At 68.7% G+C, this 17993-nt stretch carries 16 protein-coding genes and 1 tRNA gene; 15 read left to right on the top strand and 2 right to left on the bottom strand.

Annotated features, from left to right (window positions below; translation table 11 throughout):
• The first annotated feature begins 18 nt into the window (after positions 1–18).
• The 3 genes from ACWCSU_RS46605 (at position 19) to ACWCSU_RS46615 (ending at position 2486) form a co-directional block, all read left to right on the top strand.
• A complete protein-coding gene (locus ACWCSU_RS46605; protein WP_357696245.1) occupies positions 19–588 on the top strand; it encodes a 5-formyltetrahydrofolate cyclo-ligase in 570 nt (189 codons plus the stop codon).
• Between the two features lie 23 nt (positions 589–611).
• On the top strand, positions 612–2117 hold the full coding sequence (locus ACWCSU_RS46610; RefSeq protein WP_364104205.1) for a potassium/proton antiporter: 1506 nt from the start codon (positions 612–614) through the stop codon (positions 2115–2117).
• A 69-nt stretch (positions 2118–2186) separates the two neighbouring features.
• On the top strand, positions 2187–2486 hold the full coding sequence (locus ACWCSU_RS46615; RefSeq protein WP_357696249.1) for an FmdB family zinc ribbon protein: 300 nt from the start codon (positions 2187–2189) through the stop codon (positions 2484–2486).
• A gap of 33 nt (positions 2487–2519) precedes the next feature.
• Here ACWCSU_RS46615 and ACWCSU_RS46620 read toward each other — a convergent pair whose 3' ends face one another.
• On the bottom strand, positions 2520–4487 hold the full coding sequence (locus ACWCSU_RS46620; protein WP_449942767.1) for an MFS transporter: 1968 nt from the start codon (positions 4485–4487) through the stop codon (positions 2520–2522).
• A 110-nt stretch (positions 4488–4597) separates the two neighbouring features.
• On the opposite strand from ACWCSU_RS46620, the gene ACWCSU_RS46625 reads away from it, so the two are divergent.
• Genes ACWCSU_RS46625 through mscL form a run of 3 tightly spaced genes read left to right on the top strand, consistent with a single transcriptional unit; the run spans position 4598 to position 6417 of the window.
• On the top strand, positions 4598–5407 hold the full coding sequence (locus ACWCSU_RS46625; RefSeq protein ID WP_449942769.1) for an S-methyl-5'-thioadenosine phosphorylase: 810 nt from the start codon (positions 4598–4600) through the stop codon (positions 5405–5407).
• Positions 5404–5985: an SAF domain-containing protein gene (locus ACWCSU_RS46630; RefSeq protein WP_449942771.1), complete on the top strand. Its 582-nt coding sequence runs from the start codon at positions 5404–5406 to the stop codon at positions 5983–5985. The genes ACWCSU_RS46625 and ACWCSU_RS46630 overlap by 4 nt, the downstream gene beginning before the upstream one ends.
• Positions 5986–6018: 33 nt before the next feature.
• Positions 6019–6417, top strand: a complete 399-nt coding sequence (gene mscL, locus ACWCSU_RS46635) for a large conductance mechanosensitive channel protein MscL (RefSeq protein WP_364104191.1) — start codon at positions 6019–6021, stop codon at positions 6415–6417.
• 9 nt (positions 6418–6426) lie between these two features.
• Here mscL and ACWCSU_RS46640 read toward each other — a convergent pair whose 3' ends face one another.
• Positions 6427–7404 carry a D-alanyl-D-alanine carboxypeptidase family protein gene (locus ACWCSU_RS46640; RefSeq protein ID WP_357696259.1) on the bottom strand — a complete coding sequence of 326 codons (978 nt, stop codon included), beginning with the start codon at positions 7402–7404 and terminating at the stop codon, positions 6427–6429.
• A 1678-nt stretch (positions 7405–9082) separates the two neighbouring features.
• Between ACWCSU_RS46640 and ACWCSU_RS46645 the strand changes: the two genes are divergently transcribed.
• From ACWCSU_RS46645 to ACWCSU_RS46685, 9 genes are all read left to right on the top strand, one after another.
• Positions 9083–9155: transfer RNA gene (locus tag ACWCSU_RS46645), tRNA-Arg, on the top strand.
• A gap of 598 nt (positions 9156–9753) precedes the next feature.
• Positions 9754–10287: a hypothetical protein gene (locus ACWCSU_RS46650; protein WP_449942772.1), complete on the top strand. Its 534-nt coding sequence runs from the start codon at positions 9754–9756 to the stop codon at positions 10285–10287.
• Positions 10288–10901: 614 nt separating this feature from the next.
• Positions 10902–12485: an ABC-F family ATP-binding cassette domain-containing protein gene (locus tag ACWCSU_RS46655; protein ID WP_449942774.1), complete on the top strand. Its 1584-nt coding sequence runs from the start codon at positions 10902–10904 to the stop codon at positions 12483–12485.
• Between the two features lie 326 nt (positions 12486–12811).
• Positions 12812–13045: an N-acetyltransferase family protein gene (locus ACWCSU_RS46660; protein WP_449942775.1), complete on the top strand. Its 234-nt coding sequence runs from the start codon at positions 12812–12814 to the stop codon at positions 13043–13045.
• Positions 13046–13692: 647 nt separating this feature from the next.
• A complete protein-coding gene (locus ACWCSU_RS46665; RefSeq protein ID WP_449942777.1) occupies positions 13693–14046 on the top strand; it encodes a DUF2809 domain-containing protein in 354 nt (117 codons plus the stop codon).
• A gap of 635 nt (positions 14047–14681) precedes the next feature.
• Positions 14682–15419, top strand: coding sequence for a helix-turn-helix transcriptional regulator (locus ACWCSU_RS46670; RefSeq protein ID WP_449942779.1), 738 nt, complete (start codon positions 14682–14684; stop codon positions 15417–15419).
• 69 nt (positions 15420–15488) lie between these two features.
• Positions 15489–16262 carry an SDR family NAD(P)-dependent oxidoreductase gene (locus ACWCSU_RS46675; protein WP_364103761.1) on the top strand — a complete coding sequence of 258 codons (774 nt, stop codon included), beginning with the start codon at positions 15489–15491 and terminating at the stop codon, positions 16260–16262.
• A gap of 184 nt (positions 16263–16446) precedes the next feature.
• Positions 16447–17040: an RNA polymerase sigma factor gene (locus ACWCSU_RS46680; RefSeq protein ID WP_357696343.1), complete on the top strand. Its 594-nt coding sequence runs from the start codon at positions 16447–16449 to the stop codon at positions 17038–17040.
• A complete protein-coding gene (locus tag ACWCSU_RS46685; RefSeq protein WP_449942780.1) occupies positions 17037–17906 on the top strand; it encodes a CU044_5270 family protein in 870 nt (289 codons plus the stop codon). The genes ACWCSU_RS46680 and ACWCSU_RS46685 overlap by 4 nt, the downstream gene beginning before the upstream one ends.
• Positions 17907–17993 lie beyond the last annotated feature (87 nt).

Here is a 17993-nt window from a genome sequence, read left to right on the forward strand (position 1 = left end):
ACCCTAGTGGAGGTACCTGTGGACAAGCTGAACCTGCGTCGCCAACTGCTCGCGGCGCGCACCCGTCTGTCCTCCGAACAACTACGGGCAAACGCCACCAAGGTCCGCGAGACGCTGCTCGAACAGCCGTGGGTCCAGATGGCCGGTCTGGTGGCCTGCTACTGGTCGGCGGGGTCGGAGCCGGAGACGCACGGTCTCGTGTTCGCTCTGTGGAAACACGGCGCGACGGTGATTCTTCCGGTGCTGAAAGAGGACAATGACCTGGATTGGGCGGTCTACGACGGCCCGGACACACTCGCCCCGGGTCGCTTCGGCATCATGGAACCGGTCGACACGCGGCGCGGCGTCGACGCCGTCCGCACGGCCGCGCTGGTGATCGTGCCCGCACTCGCGGTCGACCGCGGCACGGGGGTGCGCCTCGGACGCGGCGGCGGTTCGTACGACCGCGCGCTGGCCAGAGTGGGGCCGAACGTCCCCACGGTGGCCCTGCTGCACGACGGCGAGCTGATCGACGACGTGCCGGCCGAACCGCACGACCACCGGGTCCGTTTTGCGATGACGCCGGAAGGACTCACTAGGCTTATGTGACCGAAGGGACGAGAGGGGGCCGGATGACGCTTGATGTCTGGCTCCTGATCGGCGCCGGAATTGTCATCGCGGCCATCGCGTCCGTACGCGTCGCACATCGCAGCGGTCTGCCCAGTCTTCTCCTCTTCCTGGCGCTGGGTCTGGTTCTGGGAGCCTCGGGATTCGGCGCCAAGCTCGAAAGCCCGCAGGCCGTCCAGCAGATCGGCCTGATCGCGCTGGCGGTGATCCTGGCCGAGGGCGGTCTGACCACGACCTGGTCGCACGTCCGCAAATCGGTGCCGCTCGCCCTGATCCTGGCCACCGTCGGCGTGACGGTGAGCATCGTGGTCGTGGCGCTGGCCGTCCAGGGGCTGCTCGGCATGGATCCGACCGCGGCGCTGGTCCTCGGCGCCGTGCTGGCCTCGACGGACGCGGCCGCCGTCTTCTCGGTGCTGCGCAGGTTGCCGCTCCCGACCCGGTTGGCGGGGGTTCTGGAGGCGGAGTCCGGCTTCAACGACGCGCCCACGGTCATCGCCGTCGTACTGCTCAGCGGGGCGTCGCAGCGGCCGGCGTCCGTGGGAACGTTCCTGCTGGAAACCGCCATCGAGCTGGTCATCGGCGCGGCCGTGGGGCTCGCGGTCGGGCCCGCGGGCGCGTACGCGCTGCGCCGCGTCGCCCTCCCGGCCTCCGGCCTCTACCCGATCGCCGTGCTGGCCCTCACCTTCGTCTCGTACGGCGGCGCGGTGCTGCTGCACGGCTCCGGCTTCCTGGCCGTCTACCTCACGGCCCTCATCCTGGGCAATTCACGCCTGCCGCACCGCGCCGCGACCAGAGGGTTCGCCGAGGGCGCGGCCTGGCTGGCGCAGATCGGCCTCTTCGTCATGCTGGGGCTCCTGGCCACGCCCAAAGAGCTGCCGTCGGCCATCGTGCCGGGCGTGATCGCCGGGTCCGTGCTGGTGATGGTGGCCCGTCCGCTGTCGGTGCTGGCCAGTTCCACGGTGGCCCGCGTCCTGCGGCTGGACCGGGTGAGCTGGCGCGACCAGGCGTTCCTGTCGTGGGCGGGGTTGCGCGGCGCGATCCCCATCGTGCTGGCGACCATCCCGTGGGCGTCCGGCGTGCAGGGGTCGAAGGAGATCTTCAACCAGGTCTTCGTGATCGTGATCGTCTTCACGCTGCTGCAGGGGCCCACGCTGCCGTACGCGGCCCGGCTGCTCGGGGTGAGCGCGCCCGGCGAGGCGCACGACCTGGAGGTGGAGTCCGCGCCGCTGGAGGAGCTCAAGGCGGACCTGCTCCAGGTCAAGGTGCCCATCGGCTCACTCCTGCACGGCGTGGAGATCTTCGAGCTGCGCCTGCCCGCCGGGGCGGCCGTGACGCTGGTGGTCCGCGACGGCAAATCGTTCGTACCGGACAACAGCACCCGCGTCCGGGCCGACGACCAGCTCCTGCTGGTCACCACCGCCGCCTGCCGTGACCAGGTCGAACGCCGTCTGCGCGCCGTGAGCCGCAGCGGCAAGCTGGCCGGCTGGCACGGAGAGCGGGGGTTGGAATAGGTGTTTGGCCCAATCGGTTAGCATTAGCAGTCGCATCGCTCGAGTGCCAGAACGTATAAGGAGGAGCGCGTGCCGACCTACCAGTACGCCTGCAACGACTGCGGTGAGCAGCTCGAAGTCGTTCAGAAGTTCACCGACGATGCGCTGACGGTGTGCCCCAACTGCCAGGGCAACCTGCGGAAGGTGTTCTCCGCCGTCGGCATCGTGTTCAAGGGTTCGGGCTTCTACCGCACGGACAACCGCTCGTCGTCCTCGGCCTCCTCCGCCTCTTCGACCACCCCGTCGAAGCCGGCCGAGAGCAAGTCGAGCGAGTCGTCGTCCTCGTCGTCGTCCACCCCGGCGCCGGCGCCCGCGGCGGCCTCCAACTAGGCACGTCGACCCCGCCCGCACGGGCGGGGGCCCTCATCGAGGCCGGTCGGCGTACGCGCCGAGCAGTTCCGGCGCGATGCGATCGACGAGCCGCTCCAGCTGTGGATCGGACCCCCAGTCGGCCACGAGCCTGCTCAGCCCCTCGCACGAGCAACGCACGAGCCTCAGGGCCGCCCGGTCCCCCTTCGGCGTGAGCCGCAGCCGCTCGCCGTCGTCAGAACGCTCCACCAGCCCCTCGTCCACCAGCCGGTCGACGTGGGGCCTGCCGTGTTCCCTGCTGACCTTGGCGCACTCGGCCAGCTCGCCCGCCCCGACCCAGCCCTTGCCGTTGAGCCTGGCGAGCACCCACACCCCTTGCGGCGGGACGCCGCTCAGCCCGGCCAGCGCCCCGAGCCGTTCGTAGTAGCCCCTGCGCAGGTCGGCATCGGCGAGCCGCATGAGCCCCCGTTCGACCTCCTCCAGCGACGACCGCTCGGCCGACGTGGCGCCCAGCCCCTCGCCCAGGTCCGCCGCCTTGGTGGTCTCCCTGAGCCGCGTCTGCGGGATGAACCAGCTCAGCACGAACGCCCCGAACATCACCGGCGCGGCCACCCGGAAGACGGTCGCGATGGCGTCGGCGTACACGTGGAGGAACTGACCGGCCAGCGCGGGAGGCAGCCGCTGGATGACGGTCGGGTCGCGCTGGATCCTCGACGGGTCGAACCCCGCCGGCAGCCGGGCCCTGGCCAGCACCTCCCGCAGGTCGCCGTTGAGCGTGCCGGTGAAGACCGCCCCCAGCGTGGCGACCCCGAAGGACCCGCCGATCGAGCGGAAGAACGTCGCCCCCGACGTGGCCACGCCGAGGTCCTTGAAGTCGACGGCGTTCTGCACGACGATCACCAGCACCTGCATGGTCATCCCCAGGCCGACGCCGAGCACCAGCAGGTAGCCGCCCATCGTCAGCAGGCTGCTGCGCTCGCTCAGCCCGGACAGCAGGAACAGCCCGATCGTCGCCACGCCTGTGCCCGCGATGGGCAGGAAGCGATATTTGCCGGTCTTCGAGATCACCAGCCCGCTGGTGATCGACAACGTCAGCATCCCGGCCATCATCGGCAGCAGGTACACCCCGGACAATGTGGGGCTCACCCCATGCACGACCTGCAAGAACAGCGGCAGGTACGTGAGCGCCCCGAACATCGCGAACCCCACCACGAACCCCACCGCGGACGACATCGCGAACGCCCGCACCCTGAACAGCCCCAGGGGCAGCACCGGCTCCGCGGCCCGCCGCTCGACGGCCGCCCACGCCGCGACCAGCGCCGCCGCGGCCAGCGCCAGGCCGGCGATGACCGGACTCGACCAGGGATAGGTCGACCCGCCCCAGGTCGTGATGAGCACCAGGCACGAGGTCGCGCCGCCGAGCAGCACCACCCCGGCGTAGTCGATGCGGTGGCTGGTGCGCGTGTCGTCGCCGGGCAGCGCGGCCGCGATCACGGCCAGGGCGATCGCGCCCAGGGGCAGATTGATGTAGAACACCCAGTGCCAGGACAGATGGTCGACGAACAGCCCGCCGAGCAGCGGCCCCACGATGCTGCTGACGGCGAACACGGCGCCGAAGAAGCCCTGGTAGCGCCCGCGTTCGCGGGCCGAGACCACGTCGCCCACGATCGCCTGCGCGAGCACCATCAGGCCGCCGCCGCCCAGGCCCTGGACCGACCGGAACCCGATCAGCTCCCCCATGTTCCGGCTCAGCCCGCAAAGGGCCGATCCGAGGAGGAAGATGATGATCGCGGTGATGAAGAGCTTCTTGCGGCCGTACTGGTCGCCCAGTTTGCCCCACAGCGGCGTGGAGACGGTCGAGGCGAGCATGTAGCCCGTCACCACCCACGAGAGCTGCTCCAGCCCGCCCAGGTCGCTCACGATCGTCGGCAGGGCCGTGGAGACGATGGTCTGGTCGAGCGAGGCCAGCAGCATCCCGAGCATCAGCGCGAGGATGATGAGGCCCAGCCCTTTTTGCCGCATGCGGCGATCCTACTCTTCGTACTGGTGTGCGTACGCTCCGCATTCAGGTTATCCACAGAACCGCGTTCGGCGTTCTCGGCGCCCTCGGCCGTCCGGCTACTCTCGGCGCCATGGTCACTCGCGCAGACATCGGCGTCCTCGGCGGTTCGGGCTTCTACTCCCTCCTCGACGACGCGGAGGAGATCGAGCTCTCCACCCCCTACGGGCCGCCCAGCGACGTCGTCACGGTCGGCCGCATCGGCTCGCGTTCGGTGGCGTTCATCCCCCGGCACGGCCGCGACCACCGCTTCCCGCCCCACCGCATCCCCTACCGCGCCAACCTGTGGGCGCTGCGCTCGCTCGGCGTGACCCAGGTGCTCGCCCCCAGCGCCGTCGGCTCGCTCAAGGCGGAGTACGGGCCGGGCGCCATCGTCGTGCCCGACCAGGTCGTCGACCGCACCTCGGGCAGGCCGCAGACCTATTACGACGTCTCGGGGGCCGTCCACGTCTCCTTCGCCGACCCCTACTGCCCGTCCGGCAGAGCCGCCGCCGTGGCCACGGCCCGCTCCACCGGCTGGAGCGACGTCGTCGACGGCGGCACGCTGGTGGTCATCGAGGGCCCCCGCTTCTCCAGCCGGGCCGAGTCCCAGTGGTTCGCGGCCAACGGCTGGTCGATCGTGGGCATGACCGGCTACCCCGAGTCCGTGCTGGCCCGCGAGCTGGCCCTGTGCTACACCTCGCTCTCCCTGGTCACCGACCATGACGCCGGGGTCGAGGCCGGCCAGGGTGTGACCCACGACGAGGTGCTGGAGTTCTTCGCCCGCAACGTCACCCGCATGCGCACGCTCGTCGCCGAGACCGTCCAGGCCCTGCCCGTCGACCGCATGTGCCCCTGCGGCTCGGCCCTCGACGGCATCAAGCTGCCCTTCGAGCTGCCGTGAGCAGGCAGCCCGCCTGGTTGCGCGCCTGGGCCCGGCGCCGCCGCCTGATCGCGGCGGCCCTGGCCGCGCTCGGCGTCCTGGCGGCCTATGTCGCCCTGCGTCCCGCCGCGGGCCCCGAGGTCCTCGTGGCCGCCCGCGACCTCGCCCCCGGCCTCCTGCGTCCGGGCGATCTCCGTCCGGCGCCGCTCGACCGTCCGCCCGACGGGGCCGTGCGCTCGTACGCGGCCGGCCGCTACCTCGCCGGCCCCATGCGCCGGGGCGAACCCCTGACCGACGCCCGCCTGCTCCATCCGGTGCCGCTGCCGCCGGGCACGGTAGCCGCTCCGGTGCGCATCGCCGACCCCGACGCCGTCGCCCTCATCTCCCCCGGCTCCACCATCGGCGTCCTGGCGGCTTGGGAGGGCGGCCGGCCGGCCCAGCTCATCGCCGACGACGTCCGGGTGATCACCATCCCGCCGGCCGCCGACGACTCCCGCATGGGCGGCGCGCTGGTGGTGCTGGCGGCCACTCCGTACCAGGCGGCCCAGCTCGCCGGCGCCCAGATCTCGGGACGCCTCTCCATCACCTTCAAAACGTAACGCCGAGTAATCGTTCGACTACGCTTCTCGGCCATGAACGGATTCAGAAAGTTCCTGATGCAGGGCAACGTCCTCGACCTGGCCGTCGCGGTCGTCATCGGGGCGGCCTTCAACTCGATCGTGCAGTCGTTCGTCGCCGATCTCCTCACCCCGCTGATCTCGGCCTTCGGCGGCCTGCCCGACTTCTCGTCGCTGAAGATCACCGTCGGCGCGTCCAACTTCATGTACGGCAAGTTCGTCAACGCGGTGATCTCGTTCCTGATGATCGCGGCGGTGGTCTACTTCCTGGTCGTCAAGCCGTACACGCATTTCAAGGAGCGCGCCGCGGCCCAGATCGAGGCGAAGACCCGCGACTGCCCCGAGTGCCTGTCGGAGATCCCGAAGGCCGCCTCACGCTGTGCCTTCTGCAGTGCCGAGGTCGTGCCCGCCTAGAGACCCGGCTCAGAGCTGCGAGTCGATCTTCGGGTCGTACTCCCAGTGCCACGGCTCGAACGGGCTGCTGTAGGCCCAGGCGGGATGGAACCACCCGTACCTCTTGGAGTTGTTCTCCATCCACACGAACTCCGTGGACCGGAACCGCTCCACCCCGCCGCACAGGTCCACAGCCAGCCCGAGACCGTGGTTGCTCCGCCCCGGCACGGCGGCGAACCCCGGCCGCCGGTAGTAGACGGACTGCTGCTCGGCCAGGCTCCGGTAGGCGTCCGTCACGCAGATCGCCTTGCCGAACCGCCTCCGGTAGGCCTCGTTGAGGCTGACGAAGGCGATCGTGGCGTCCGCCCGCAGACTGAACCCCTTCTGCTGCAACGGACAGAGCATGCTCTTGGGGATGAGCCCGTTGGGGAAGTTGTTGGCCGTGGCGGCCTGGAGGGGGTTGCAGCCCAGCGCCGCCCGCCCGACCTTGTCGATCTTGATGCCGAGCTTCACCAGCGCGGCGGTGAGCGACTTGACGATCTTGTCCGAACGCTGCCTGAGCGTGTCGATCTCGGCCGCCATCTGAGCCTCGGCCAGCAGGTTGCCCGCCCGCAACTCCTGGGCCTCGGCGGCCAGCCCCTCGGCCTGCTTGTAGAGGGTGCTGGTCTGCTCGACGGCCTGCTGCCTTACCGCGACCATCTGGGTGGTGTCCGAAAGCGCCCGCAAGGTGCCGACCCCGGCGTCCCCCGACAGGAACGGCACCACGCCGTCCGCCCCGATGGGCTGCTCGTAGAGCAACTCCGCCAGCTGCGAGACCGGCTGCCGGATGACCGCGAGCCTGCGCTCCAGGTCCTGCAGCCCGTTCAGCTTGGTCTTGAGTTCCTTCTCGGAGGCCGCGATCGTGGCGCGCCGCTTCTCCAGGGCCTTGGTGGCGTCCTCAAGCTCCTTGGCCGACCGCTCGGCCTCCTTGCGCAGCTCCGCCAGATTGCTCGGATCCCGCCGGTCCATCTGGGTCCGCGCCTGAGCCTGCGCCGCGGATGGCACGAAGAGAGAAGCCATCGCCATGACGACCGCGATCAGACCCGCTGATCGAGGGGATGGCACGTTCGACTCCTCCGTTTGCACACTCGTTACCCGGGTCAGGCACGCACGTTACTACAGCCCCCCGAGTGTCCGGACCGAACTCCGAAGAGCTGCTATGAGACAAAAAGCGCACTATGTACGGCTCCCCCTCCCCACCAGCACCGTCACCCCCCTACGCCCGACTCTCCATGAAGTCCTGCGCCTTCCCTGAGCCCTTTGGTGTGGTTTCGCCTTCGGCGGCCCGGGATCCGGCGTCGCTGTGCATCCTGGGGTCTTCTACGTGGATGCTTCGGGACGGCACGTACTGGGCAGATGTGTCAGCCGCAGTCCTGACCTGCATTCCCTGCGGGTCGTAGGCCGTATGCCGGCCCGCAGCCATCCTTGAGTCGACTGTCGAGGCGTGGCATCGCCCTGACCGGCGTCCGGCTCCTCCCTGTCGCGCGTTCCAGCACCTTTCCTCACCCTCCACAAGCCTCCAACGTGCCCTTTGTCACGAAATCGCACGACACACCCACTCGCGCGGAACCCCCAGGCACCCGAGCTCCTACGGCTCGGCCGTCGTGCGGGAAGGCCAGCTCGCCCCTACCGCCAGCGCGTCCTCGAGATCACCGCCGACAGCCTCCGTAGGGACACCTTCTGAAGCCATGCGGCCTGCAGCGAGTATGCAGCTCCTGAGCTGCGCCACCTGCCCAGCAGCCCCTCCTCATAGGAGGCGCACCGCCACCAACCCCTGCGCCCTACACCGACCTTGCACCGAGCCACCGTCAAGAGCTGTCGAAGCCGACAACCGATGTCCCACCCGCCAGAGCTGTCCGAAAGGGTAGATCCAACTCCATCAACCACCACCAGACTCACCCAAGCCACTCCCGCCGCCTCCAGACGCCACGACATAGAGGGACCAGGTCGCGCGGGCATGAATTGTCGCCGACCGGGCGACACCGCACACGACGAGCACACCCTCCTCAGCCCCTGCCCGCCGCCGCCCTCACAATCCCGACAGCCAGCCATAGCGGGCATTCTGCGCCGCCTCCTGCTCACGCTCCCGGCACATGTCCCACAGCCAGGTGTCCTCCCACTCCCCCGCACATCCAGGCGAGGGCTGCGAAGGCGTAGTCGCGTACGGCTCCTCCTCAACCACCGGAGCCGGATCAGGCGCAGGCTTAGGCGCCGCGGGCCGCACCTCCAAGGCCTCGGACGCCTCAGAGACCTTCCGCACAGGCGCCGGAATCACCCCTGCGTACCGCCGATCGGGGTGGGCGGGCGCGGGCATCCACACAGGCTCGAACGCCAACCGCACCGCCCTCCGTCCCTCCATCCCCACCGGCCCACCAACCCCCTCAAACCCCCGCATCTCCCCAGCCAACAGCCCGCCGGCAAGAATCGCAGGAGCCAACAACGCCCCGAACAACACGACGGGCCGCCTACGAGCTTGCGTGGATCGCCTCCTGGTCACAGGCAGACGCTATCCACGCACGAAGCGCAGGAATCTGACCGCTTGTCATGCCTTTACCGCAGCTCAGAGCACCCATAACCAACGTCACCAAACTCACCCCGGCCCGAAGGCCCACGCACTGTCCAACTTTCGCTAGGCTTACGAGAGTCCGCCTCCGTAGCTCAGGGGATAGAGCACCGCTCTCCTAAAGCGGGTGCCGCAGGTTCGAATCCTGCCGGGGGCACTCACTAGATCGGCATTTATAGCCACTGACCTGCGGTTTCACAACCGCAGGTCTTTTGTTTTGTGGACCTTGATAGGCAGTCGACGGTGTCCGCGTGCAGCCGTAAGACCATGATCAGGGGATATGCTCCAGATGATCATGAAGACGTTTCCCCAGTTCAGGCCCCAATTTGCCGCCATCTCGACCTCCAGTACCCGCTACAACCGCCCGGACACTGGACCAACGCCACGGATGATCGCGCCAAATACCTGCCTAACCCCTACTGGACATGCACGCTCACTCGCCGAGCACGCGTCCCCACGCCGGGTACAACCGTGGCCACCAGAGCCCAGCTGGCTGCGACCAGCCCATATGAGAGCCACGGTGTTCACTCCTACGGCGTGAACACCAAACGCTCCTCGCTCGCCAGAGGGGACTCACCGCAATCTCGACGCTGCCCCGGCAGGTCTCCCTCTCCCTTAGTTCCGGCTCGGTCGAAGGGCGCGTCAACCGCTCGCGTCATCTGTGGACTCTGATGCCAAGCCGGGCCACGCTGGCCCACGGCTTGTCGGCAGATATCGACTGGCTGGTTCCGTGATGAACCTGAACAATCGCTACCGTGATGGGCATCTCCGGCTTCGAGCCAACCTTTCTCGTCGGGCTCGAAGCCATCTGCGAGGAATATGGACCTGGCCTGGCCGCGCTTGGTGGCCGGCGTCTGACGGGGTTCGCGCTCGTGCGATTCGTCGAGGACGGGGACTGGTTCGCCGACTGCCCCGTCGTCCTGCACTTCGATGGCATCCAGGCGGAGATCTGCCACTGGAAGCTCGATGAGCTATCGATCGGCTGGAACACCATCGACACCACGGCCGCGATCAGCGGCTGGGAATATCTTGAGCAGACGCCAGCTTGGTCCGACACCGACGAGCGCCTCCAGCCCTTCGTCGGCCAGGAACTCCGCGAGGTTGCTCTGCTTGAGTGGCGGCCATCATCACGTCACGACCTGGCGGACGGCACCCTCGCTGTGGAGTTCATCTTCGACACCGGTCGTTTCCACATCGCCAACGCTCTTGATGAGAACAGCATCGATATCGGCGAAGCTCATCCGAATTTCGTGCGACATCGGCTGGGCCGGTGCACGCAACCCAACTAGAGATCGGCCTCCAGTTGATCTCCTTGATCGGTAACGGGGCACCTCAGCCGGGGCGCTGATCTGCCAGGACGGAAGCCAGCGACGGTGGGAACGTCGGCGAACCGGCCGAGCAGCCGTTCCACGGCTGCCTTGCCGTTGCAAACCGCGGGTCGGCCTCGCGCTGCCGCGCCGGCGCGACGCCGACCGAGCGCGTTGAAGAAGCGCTCACGGGATCTGTCCGGCAGGCGCAACCCGTACGCCTTCAACGGCCTCACCCCAGGAGCACCGATCCAGCCAGAATCGTCGACCTGAAGGTACGCCGACGAGACCGGTTCGGCGGAGCCCTCCACGAATACTCACACGCCGCTTGACCTGCGTGGATGACGTTTTCGGCAGGCGCAATGTGCCAAGAACTGCAGGTCACCGTATGAATCGAGCATTCGAGCCCTACACCGGATCGGGGCACCTTGACCAGGGCCGCGAGCGGCCGGCAAGGTGAGCGGCCGGTAAATGCATGGCGAACCATCACGGCCTGTCCATACACTCGGCCTCATGTCTGTGCCCCGAATTTCCTAGCCAGGACACCCGGTTCCACGCCACCCGTGTGTCCTCTAGCAAATCCGGAGTGCAGTTCCATGCTTACCCTACGTGGCGTCGACGTACGCGCTGGCGCCCACCTCCTGCTGTCCGGCGTCACCGCCCACGTCGCCCCCGGCGACCGCGTCGGCCTGGTCGGCCGTAACGGCGCCGGCAAAACGACCCTCATGAAGACCCTTGCCGGAGTGCTCCCGCCTGCGGCCGGCGAGATCGTCCGTACCGGCCCCGTCGGCTACCTGCCGCAGGACCCGGCCGCCGCCGACCCGGCCGTCACCGTCCTCGACCGCGTCCTGTCCGTCCGCGGCCTCGACCAGGCGGTCCGCGACCTGCGGGCCGCCGAGTCCGACCTGGCCGAGCGCGGCGACGAGCGGGCCATGGCCCGCTACGTCCGGGTTGAGGCCGAGTTCCAGGCCCGCGGCGGGTATGCGGCTGAGGGCGAGGCCGCCCGCGTCGCCGCCGGGCTCGGCCTGCCCGACCGGGTGCTGAACCGGCCGGTGGGCGACTTGTCAGGCGGGCAGCGCCGCCGCGTGGAACTTGCCCGGGTGCTGTTCGCCGAGCCCGGCGTCCTGCTGCTCGACGAGCCGACGAACCATCTCGACGGCGACTCCATAGCCTGGCTGCGCTCTTTCCTGGCCGGGCATTCCGGAGGCCTGGTCCTCATCACCCATGACACCGGACTGCTGACCGACGTGGTCAACCGCGTCTGGCACGTTGAGCACGGCGCCCTGGAGACGCGCAACACCGGCTGGCACACCTACCTCGCCGACCGCGAGGCCGACGACCGTCGCAGGACGCGCCTGCGGTTCACCGCCGAGCGCAAGGCCGCAGCGCTTCATGCCCAGGCCGGCCGCATGCGCTCCAACGTGGCCACTGCGACCCGGGCCAGGGACATGGCCCGGCGCGCGGACCGCATGCTCGCCGAGACTCCCCCGCCCCGCGTCGCCAACAAGGTCGCCCGCATCCGGCTGCCCGAGCCCGCGCCCAGCGGCCGCACGCCACTCGGCGCGATCAGCCTGGCCAAGTCGTACGGCGGGCGGCCGGTGCTGGCGGGGGTGGACCTGGCCGTCGACCGGGGCAGCCGGCTCGTGGTCCTGGGGCTCAACGGCGCGGGCAAGACCACGCTGCTCAGGCTGCTGGCCGGGTACGAGCGGCCCGACTCGGGACGGGTCGTGCACGGGCACGGGCTGCGGCTGGGCTACTTCGCCCAGGAGCACGACACGCTCGACCCAGCGCACACGGTCGGACAGCACCTGGCCAGCGCCGCCTCGCACTTGAGCGACGGCGAGGCCCGGACGGTGCTGGGGTCGTTCTTGTTCAGCGGCGACGACGTGGACAAGCCTGTCCGGGTGCTGTCGGGCGGGGAGAAGACCCGGCTGGCGCTGGCCGGGCTGGTCAGCTCCCAGGCCAACGTACTGCTGCTGGACGAGCCGACCAACAACCTCGACCCGGCCTCCAAGGCCGAAGTGCTGGCGGCTGTGACCGCGTACCTGGGCGCCGTGGTGATGGTCACGCACGACCAGGAGGCCGTCGCAGCGCTTCGGCCGGACCGAGTGCTGCTGCTGCCCGACGGGGTCGAAGACCTGTGGAACGACGGCTACGCCGATTTGATCGCCCTGGCCTGATCACGCCGGCTCCTCGGTCACGGTTTCGATCGCCATCCTGGGCGCCTCGGTTGTGAAGGCGCCGTCCCGCCCGTACACGAACGGGCGGGGCGGCGGTTGCCTGTGGGTGCCGAATTTGTGTCTCCTCATGCGACCTGGGCGTACTCCATGCAGGAGGCCGCCGAGCTGGTCTCGTCGGGTGACCTTGATGTCGGCGTCGGCTGGATCGGGCAGCGCCCGCAGCCAGCCCGCAAGAGAGCCACTGCGTCGCTCCTCTTGGGTTGAACGCCAACTGCTGGCCCAGATCGACAATGGGAAGCAGCAGATCAAGGGCATGGATCACGGCGTTGAAGTGTGGTGGCATCGGCCGGGCGCTGCTGGCGGCGTTCATCGCCGCCGCCGAGGACGCCGGCGTCTGGACGATCCAGTCGGGTGTCTTGCCGGAGAACGCCGCAAGCCTGAGCCTGCACCAGGCGCTCGGCTTCCGTGTCGTGGGCACCCGCGAGCGCATCGGCTGTCACCACGGTCTCTGGCGGGACGCGCTGATGATCGAGCGCCGCAGCATCTTGACCGGGACCTGAGTCGCCGCTCGGGACGGCAGTCGGAAAACAGGGGCGGCCGTCTGGTGGTTACATCCGTCGTGGCCGGTGTGCCCAGTGTCCCCGGGCCTCACCTGTTGCCCTCGCGGACTACCGTTCGGCTGGAGCCGCGCAGAGATCAGGTGTCCACCAACCGGGCCAACTCCACAGGCGGCGGCCTTGGAATTTCCAGGCGGACGGTCATGCGGCGTCTGGGTGGGCGGACAGGCCAGGGTGGTTTCGACGGAGTGAAGTGGAACCTACCCGACGGAAGTGGCTGGGCATTTGGATTACACGCCGGACACCATCGTGCTCCGGGGCGGAGCCGAGGAGCGGGGGGTGGCTGGGCGAGGATGTGGGATGAGGGCATCGGCGATGAGATCAAGCGGCGCCGAGGCCTGGCTGGGTCGGGCATGGCGCGGTCATCGAGACGGTGCTGAGCGCACCGTAACCCCCTGTTTCATCTGGTCGGGTCTCATTACGGATGAATCGTCACTACGTTCCAGCGTGCCGGCATGCCGTCGCCATGGCACTCCACCGCGGTCGCCGACCTGACGCAATGAGCATGCCGCCATAGGTGACGAGCTCTATGATCAGGTTCGTCCTGATCGTTGAGATTCGGAGAAAGTTTCAATCTCATGCGCCGCGCCATGGTCCTTCTGGGGGGCGTCGCCCTCGCCATCGGCGCGTTCGTCCTCTTCTACCGGGGGCCGGGACAACCATTCATCCGCGGCTACGTGAGCGACGTCGTCGCCACCATGCTGGTCTACGCGTTCTTGGGGCTGTTGTGGCGCACCACCGCCGCACGCCGCACCCTGGCCACGGCCGCGATCGCCGCCGCCGTCGAGTTCTACCAAATGGTCGGCATGGCCCCACCGGGCATCGGCGGTGTCCTGGTCGGCGCGTTCCCCGACCCATGGGACCTGGTCGCCTATGCCATCGGTGTGGTCGCAGCCCTGGCCTGGGAACGCCGATTGGTTCGATCCGATGATCAGACCGGGTGACTCTCGAACACCACCCAACCGGGGCTGACGGTACGGACGCCCCCACAGCGGCGAGGCCATCGAATTCGTCCTGCGCGGCGGCCAGCCGTCACAAAGCAGGACTGCCGTAGCTCCGACAGAAACGGCAAGATCAAGAGATTACGTGGCCATCGACCAGTATTTCCGATGTCCGCCCATCGGTACCCTTCTGACCATCCGCCTGGATTCACGTGTCGACCTGGGGTTTTAGAAGGCCGCTTACACACCGGGCAGGCCGACCCGAACAACATGCTCGGTCGGCACGTAACAAGGGTGGCTCCCATGACCGGTCCAGTGAGCGGTCTCGCCGATGAGTGCGATCCCACGCACAACCCACCGTGACGGAGCTGGCGGTGACCACACGATCGATGGAGACCCGCTTGAGACATACAAACCGCCGAGAGTCTCTTGATCGTATATCGCCGGTCGCTGCCACAGAAAGCCCGCGGGTGACTTCGCCATCAGGGTGTCAGTAGTACGGAGGGGCTGTTCGGAAGCTCCTACGATGGGCGAGTGGATATTTCCCGACTTCCGGTAGAGGCCCGGCAACGGCGCACTGCCGAGATCCGCGAGTTCCTGAGGTCGCGCAGGCCAGGTTGACTCCGTACGACGTCGGTATGCCCGCCGGCTCCGGTCGCCGTGCCAAGGGGCTGCGGCGCGAGGAGGTGGCGGTGCTCGCGGGGGTAGGGGTGTCCTGGTACACCTGGCTGGAGCAGGGGCGGGAGATCCACGTGTCGGCCGGGGTCCTGGACGCTGTCGCGCGGGTGCTCCGTTTCGACACGGCGGAGCGCGAACATCTGTACCTGCTCGCCGGGCTCAACCCGCCCCAGGCCGAGCCGTCGGACCGGCCGGCCTCCGCGGAGTTGCAGCGGTTGATCGACGGTTGGCTCCCGTCCCCGGCCTACATCCTCGACCGGCACTGGAACCTAGTCGCGGTCAATCGCGCCGCGCAGCTGGTGTTCGGCTATTCGGACCACGACCACAACTGCCTGGTGAGCTTCTTCACCAACGCCCGCTTCAGCTCCTCGCTGACCCACTGGGAGGATGCGGCCCGGGTGATCGTCGGCCAGTTCCGCGCCGACGCGGCCCGCTACCCGGACGACCTGGAATTCGGCAGGCTGGCCGCCGACATGTGCGCCGCGAGTCCGGCCTTCGCCGAGATCTGGGCCGAGCATCCGGTCGGCAATGCGACCGAGGGCGTCAAGGTCGTCCGCACATCGGAGACGGGTGAGCTGATCTTCGAGTACAGGTCACTGTCGTTGCCCGACCGGCCAGGACACCGGCTGATGCTGCACACTCCGCAGCCGGGCACTGCCACCGGGGCGCGGCTGTCGGAGCTGATGGCGAGCGCCTGAAGGTGGTGGTGCCAGACCTAGGCTCAGCCGGAACTGCTGGAAACGGACGATCCGCTTGAGGATTGCCGCATGAACCGATTCCTGAGCAAGACCGTTTTGATCACCGGCGGGGCCAGTGGCATGGGCTTCGCCACGGCGCAGAGGCTCCTGGGCGAAGGCGCGTACGTCGTCATCACCGGACGCGACCAGGTCCGTCTCGACACTGCGGCCGCCCGCTTGACGGACGCCCTGCCAGAGTCCGGCTCGGGCCGGGTGCTCGCGGTTCGGGCCGACGTCGCCTCCCCGGCGGACCTCGACCTTCTGATGCGGCGGATCGAAACCTGGCGCGGTGGCCTGGACGCGGTCTTCGCGAACGCCGGCGTGGGTGTGTTCAAGCCGAGCGCCGAGATCACCGAGGCGGAGTTCGACCACACCGTCGGCGTCAACTTCAAGGGCGTCTTCTTCACCATCCAGAAGGCGCTGCCGCTGATGGGGGACGGCAGCGCGATCGTCATCAACGCGTCCTGGACGCTGTATCGCGGGCTGTCCGTCGCCTCCGTGTACTCCGCCAGCAAGGCAGCCGTCCACAATCTCGCCCGGACGCTGGGCGCCGACCTCGCGCCGCGCGGCATCCGGGTCAACTCGGTCAGCCCGGGTTACATCGACACCGAGATGTACCGCGACGCCAACCCCGACCCGGGCAGCGAGGCACGCAACTCGGCCGAGGTACCGCTCGGCGCCCTCGGTCACGCCGACAACGTCGCGGCGGCGGTGGCGTTCCTGGCCTCTGACGAGGCTGCCTACATCACCGGGCAGGACCTGGTCGTGGACGGCGGGCTCGTCGCCAGTGTTCCTGCCGCCTGAGCCGGCGGGCGCGGCCGGCGGGCCAACCCCTTCAGTGCCTGGCTCCGCCACATGCGGGAGAGGTCCAGGACATCCGTCGCTCATGGCCGATGCAGCTGCACCTCGTCCAGCCGCTCCATCACGACAAGGTCCGATCCGAACCGGCCGATCGGGAACTCGCCCGCGTCCGCGGACAGTGCAGTGTGTGGATGTGAACATGCGCGCCCGCATACGAGATGGCGATCAACGCGCGTTCGAGGAGCTTTTCGACCGGTACGCCAAAGCCGTCTACAACCACGCCTACCGGATGACCGGCGACTGGTCGGTGGCCGACGACGTGGTGTCGCTGACCTTCCTGGAGGCGTGGCGGCTACGGCAGCGGCTCGCCCCGGACGGCGGTTCGTTGCGGCCGTGGTTGCTCGTGGTGGCCACCAACGTGGCTCGCAACCTGCGACGGGCCAGGCGGCGTCACGAGGAGGTGATGGTCAGGGTGCCCCGGAACGATGTCGTCCCGGATTTCGCCGAGGAGTTGGTCGGGCAGATCGCGGACAAGGAGCGGTTGGCCGAGCTGCGTACGGCGATCGGACGACTACGCAGACATGAACAGGATGTGCTGCTGCTGTGCGTAGGGGCCGGGCTCGACTACGCCGAGGCGGCCGAGGCACTGGGCATTCCGATCGGGACGCTCAGATCACGATTGTCCCGGGCTCGGAAAAAGCTGGAACTCGCCGTGACCCGGCGACAGATAGATGGCGACCGCGACACCGCGGTCCGGTCCATGCAGGAGAGCACCCAATGAACATCTTCTCGGAGGAACGGGATCTTCCTGAGGGCCGTCACCAGCTGCTCAGGGAGTTCGTGATGACCGCTCTGCAAGAAGAGTCGAAGCCTGCAAGGCCCCGCCGCAAGCTGCTGCGCGCCGGCGTACTGGCGCCCGTGCTGGGGCTGGCCGCCGCGGCAGTCGCAGCCGCTCTCGTGATCGTCCCCGGCCAGGCGGGGAACTCCCCGTCGGCCGCTGGTGGGCGAGACGTCCTGCTGGTCGCGGCCACCTCTGCGGAACGCGCCCCCGAGGGGTCAGGGACGTACTGGCACATCACCATCACCCAGGAGGGCAGGCCGCAGCAGGAGTACTGGTACAAGAAGGACGGTCAGTCCTGGCTGAAGGGCGAAGCGCTCAAGGGTCAAGGCAAGCTGAAGCAGTTCGCCGACAAGCCTCAGCCGTTCGCGATAGGCCCTCTGCGGATGACTTTCGAGGAGCTGCGGCAGCTCCCCGGCGACGAGAACAGCCTGTATGAGAAGCTGAAGTCAGCCATCGCGGACGGCGATCTGCGCACCAGCGCCGGCAAGCTGAACGCCGAACAGCAGGAGTGGGCCGCCATGGAAACCCTCCTGTCACTGGTCAGCGAGGCCCCGGTCTCACCCGAGGTCCGCGCCGCCGCCTACCGGGTACTCGCCGCCCGGCCCGGCGTCCAGGACCTCGGCGACGCCGACGGCGGACGGCGGTTCCAGGTGCCGGTGCTCGACGGTCAGGAAACACTCACCGTCGACCCGGAGACCGGACAGCTCCGCAGTACCTCCGTCTGGGCGCCGCTCAGCGGAGGCACCGCGCACTCCAGCGGGCCCGTCACGATCAGCACTGAATGGACCGACCGACTGCCCGGCTGACCCGCCGGCCCTCGCCCTGCCGTACGTGGTCGGAGACGGCGACGCCCGGCAGGGCCGCCGGTCTCCCCGTGGCGGGATTCCGTACAA

The organism is Nonomuraea sp. NPDC001699, from assembly GCF_053596455.1.

Bases quoted from the DNA above. Each gene is read 5' to 3' on its own strand.
- ACWCSU_RS46675 (WP_364103761.1), top strand. From the start codon at position 15,489: ATGAACCGATTCCTGAGCAAGACCGTTTTGATCACCGGCGGGGCCAGT.
- ACWCSU_RS46640 (WP_357696259.1), bottom strand. From the start codon at position 7,404: ATGGACCGGCGGGATCCGAGCAATCTGGCGGAGCTGCGCAAGGAGGCC.
- mscL (WP_364104191.1), top strand. From the start codon at position 6,019: ATGAACGGATTCAGAAAGTTCCTGATGCAGGGCAACGTCCTCGACCTG.
- ACWCSU_RS46665 (WP_449942777.1), top strand. From the start codon at position 13,693: ATGGTCCTTCTGGGGGGCGTCGCCCTCGCCATCGGCGCGTTCGTCCTC.
- ACWCSU_RS46620 (WP_449942767.1), bottom strand. From the start codon at position 4,487: ATGCGGCAAAAAGGGCTGGGCCTCATCATCCTCGCGCTGATGCTCGGG.
- ACWCSU_RS46610 (WP_364104205.1), top strand. From the start codon at position 612: ATGACGCTTGATGTCTGGCTCCTGATCGGCGCCGGAATTGTCATCGCG.
- ACWCSU_RS46670 (WP_449942779.1), top strand. From the start codon at position 14,682: ATGCCCGCCGGCTCCGGTCGCCGTGCCAAGGGGCTGCGGCGCGAGGAG.
- ACWCSU_RS46625 (WP_449942769.1), top strand. From the start codon at position 4,598: ATGGTCACTCGCGCAGACATCGGCGTCCTCGGCGGTTCGGGCTTCTAC.
- ACWCSU_RS46655 (WP_449942774.1), top strand. From the start codon at position 10,902: ATGCTTACCCTACGTGGCGTCGACGTACGCGCTGGCGCCCACCTCCTG.
- ACWCSU_RS46685 (WP_449942780.1), top strand. From the start codon at position 17,037: ATGAACATCTTCTCGGAGGAACGGGATCTTCCTGAGGGCCGTCACCAG.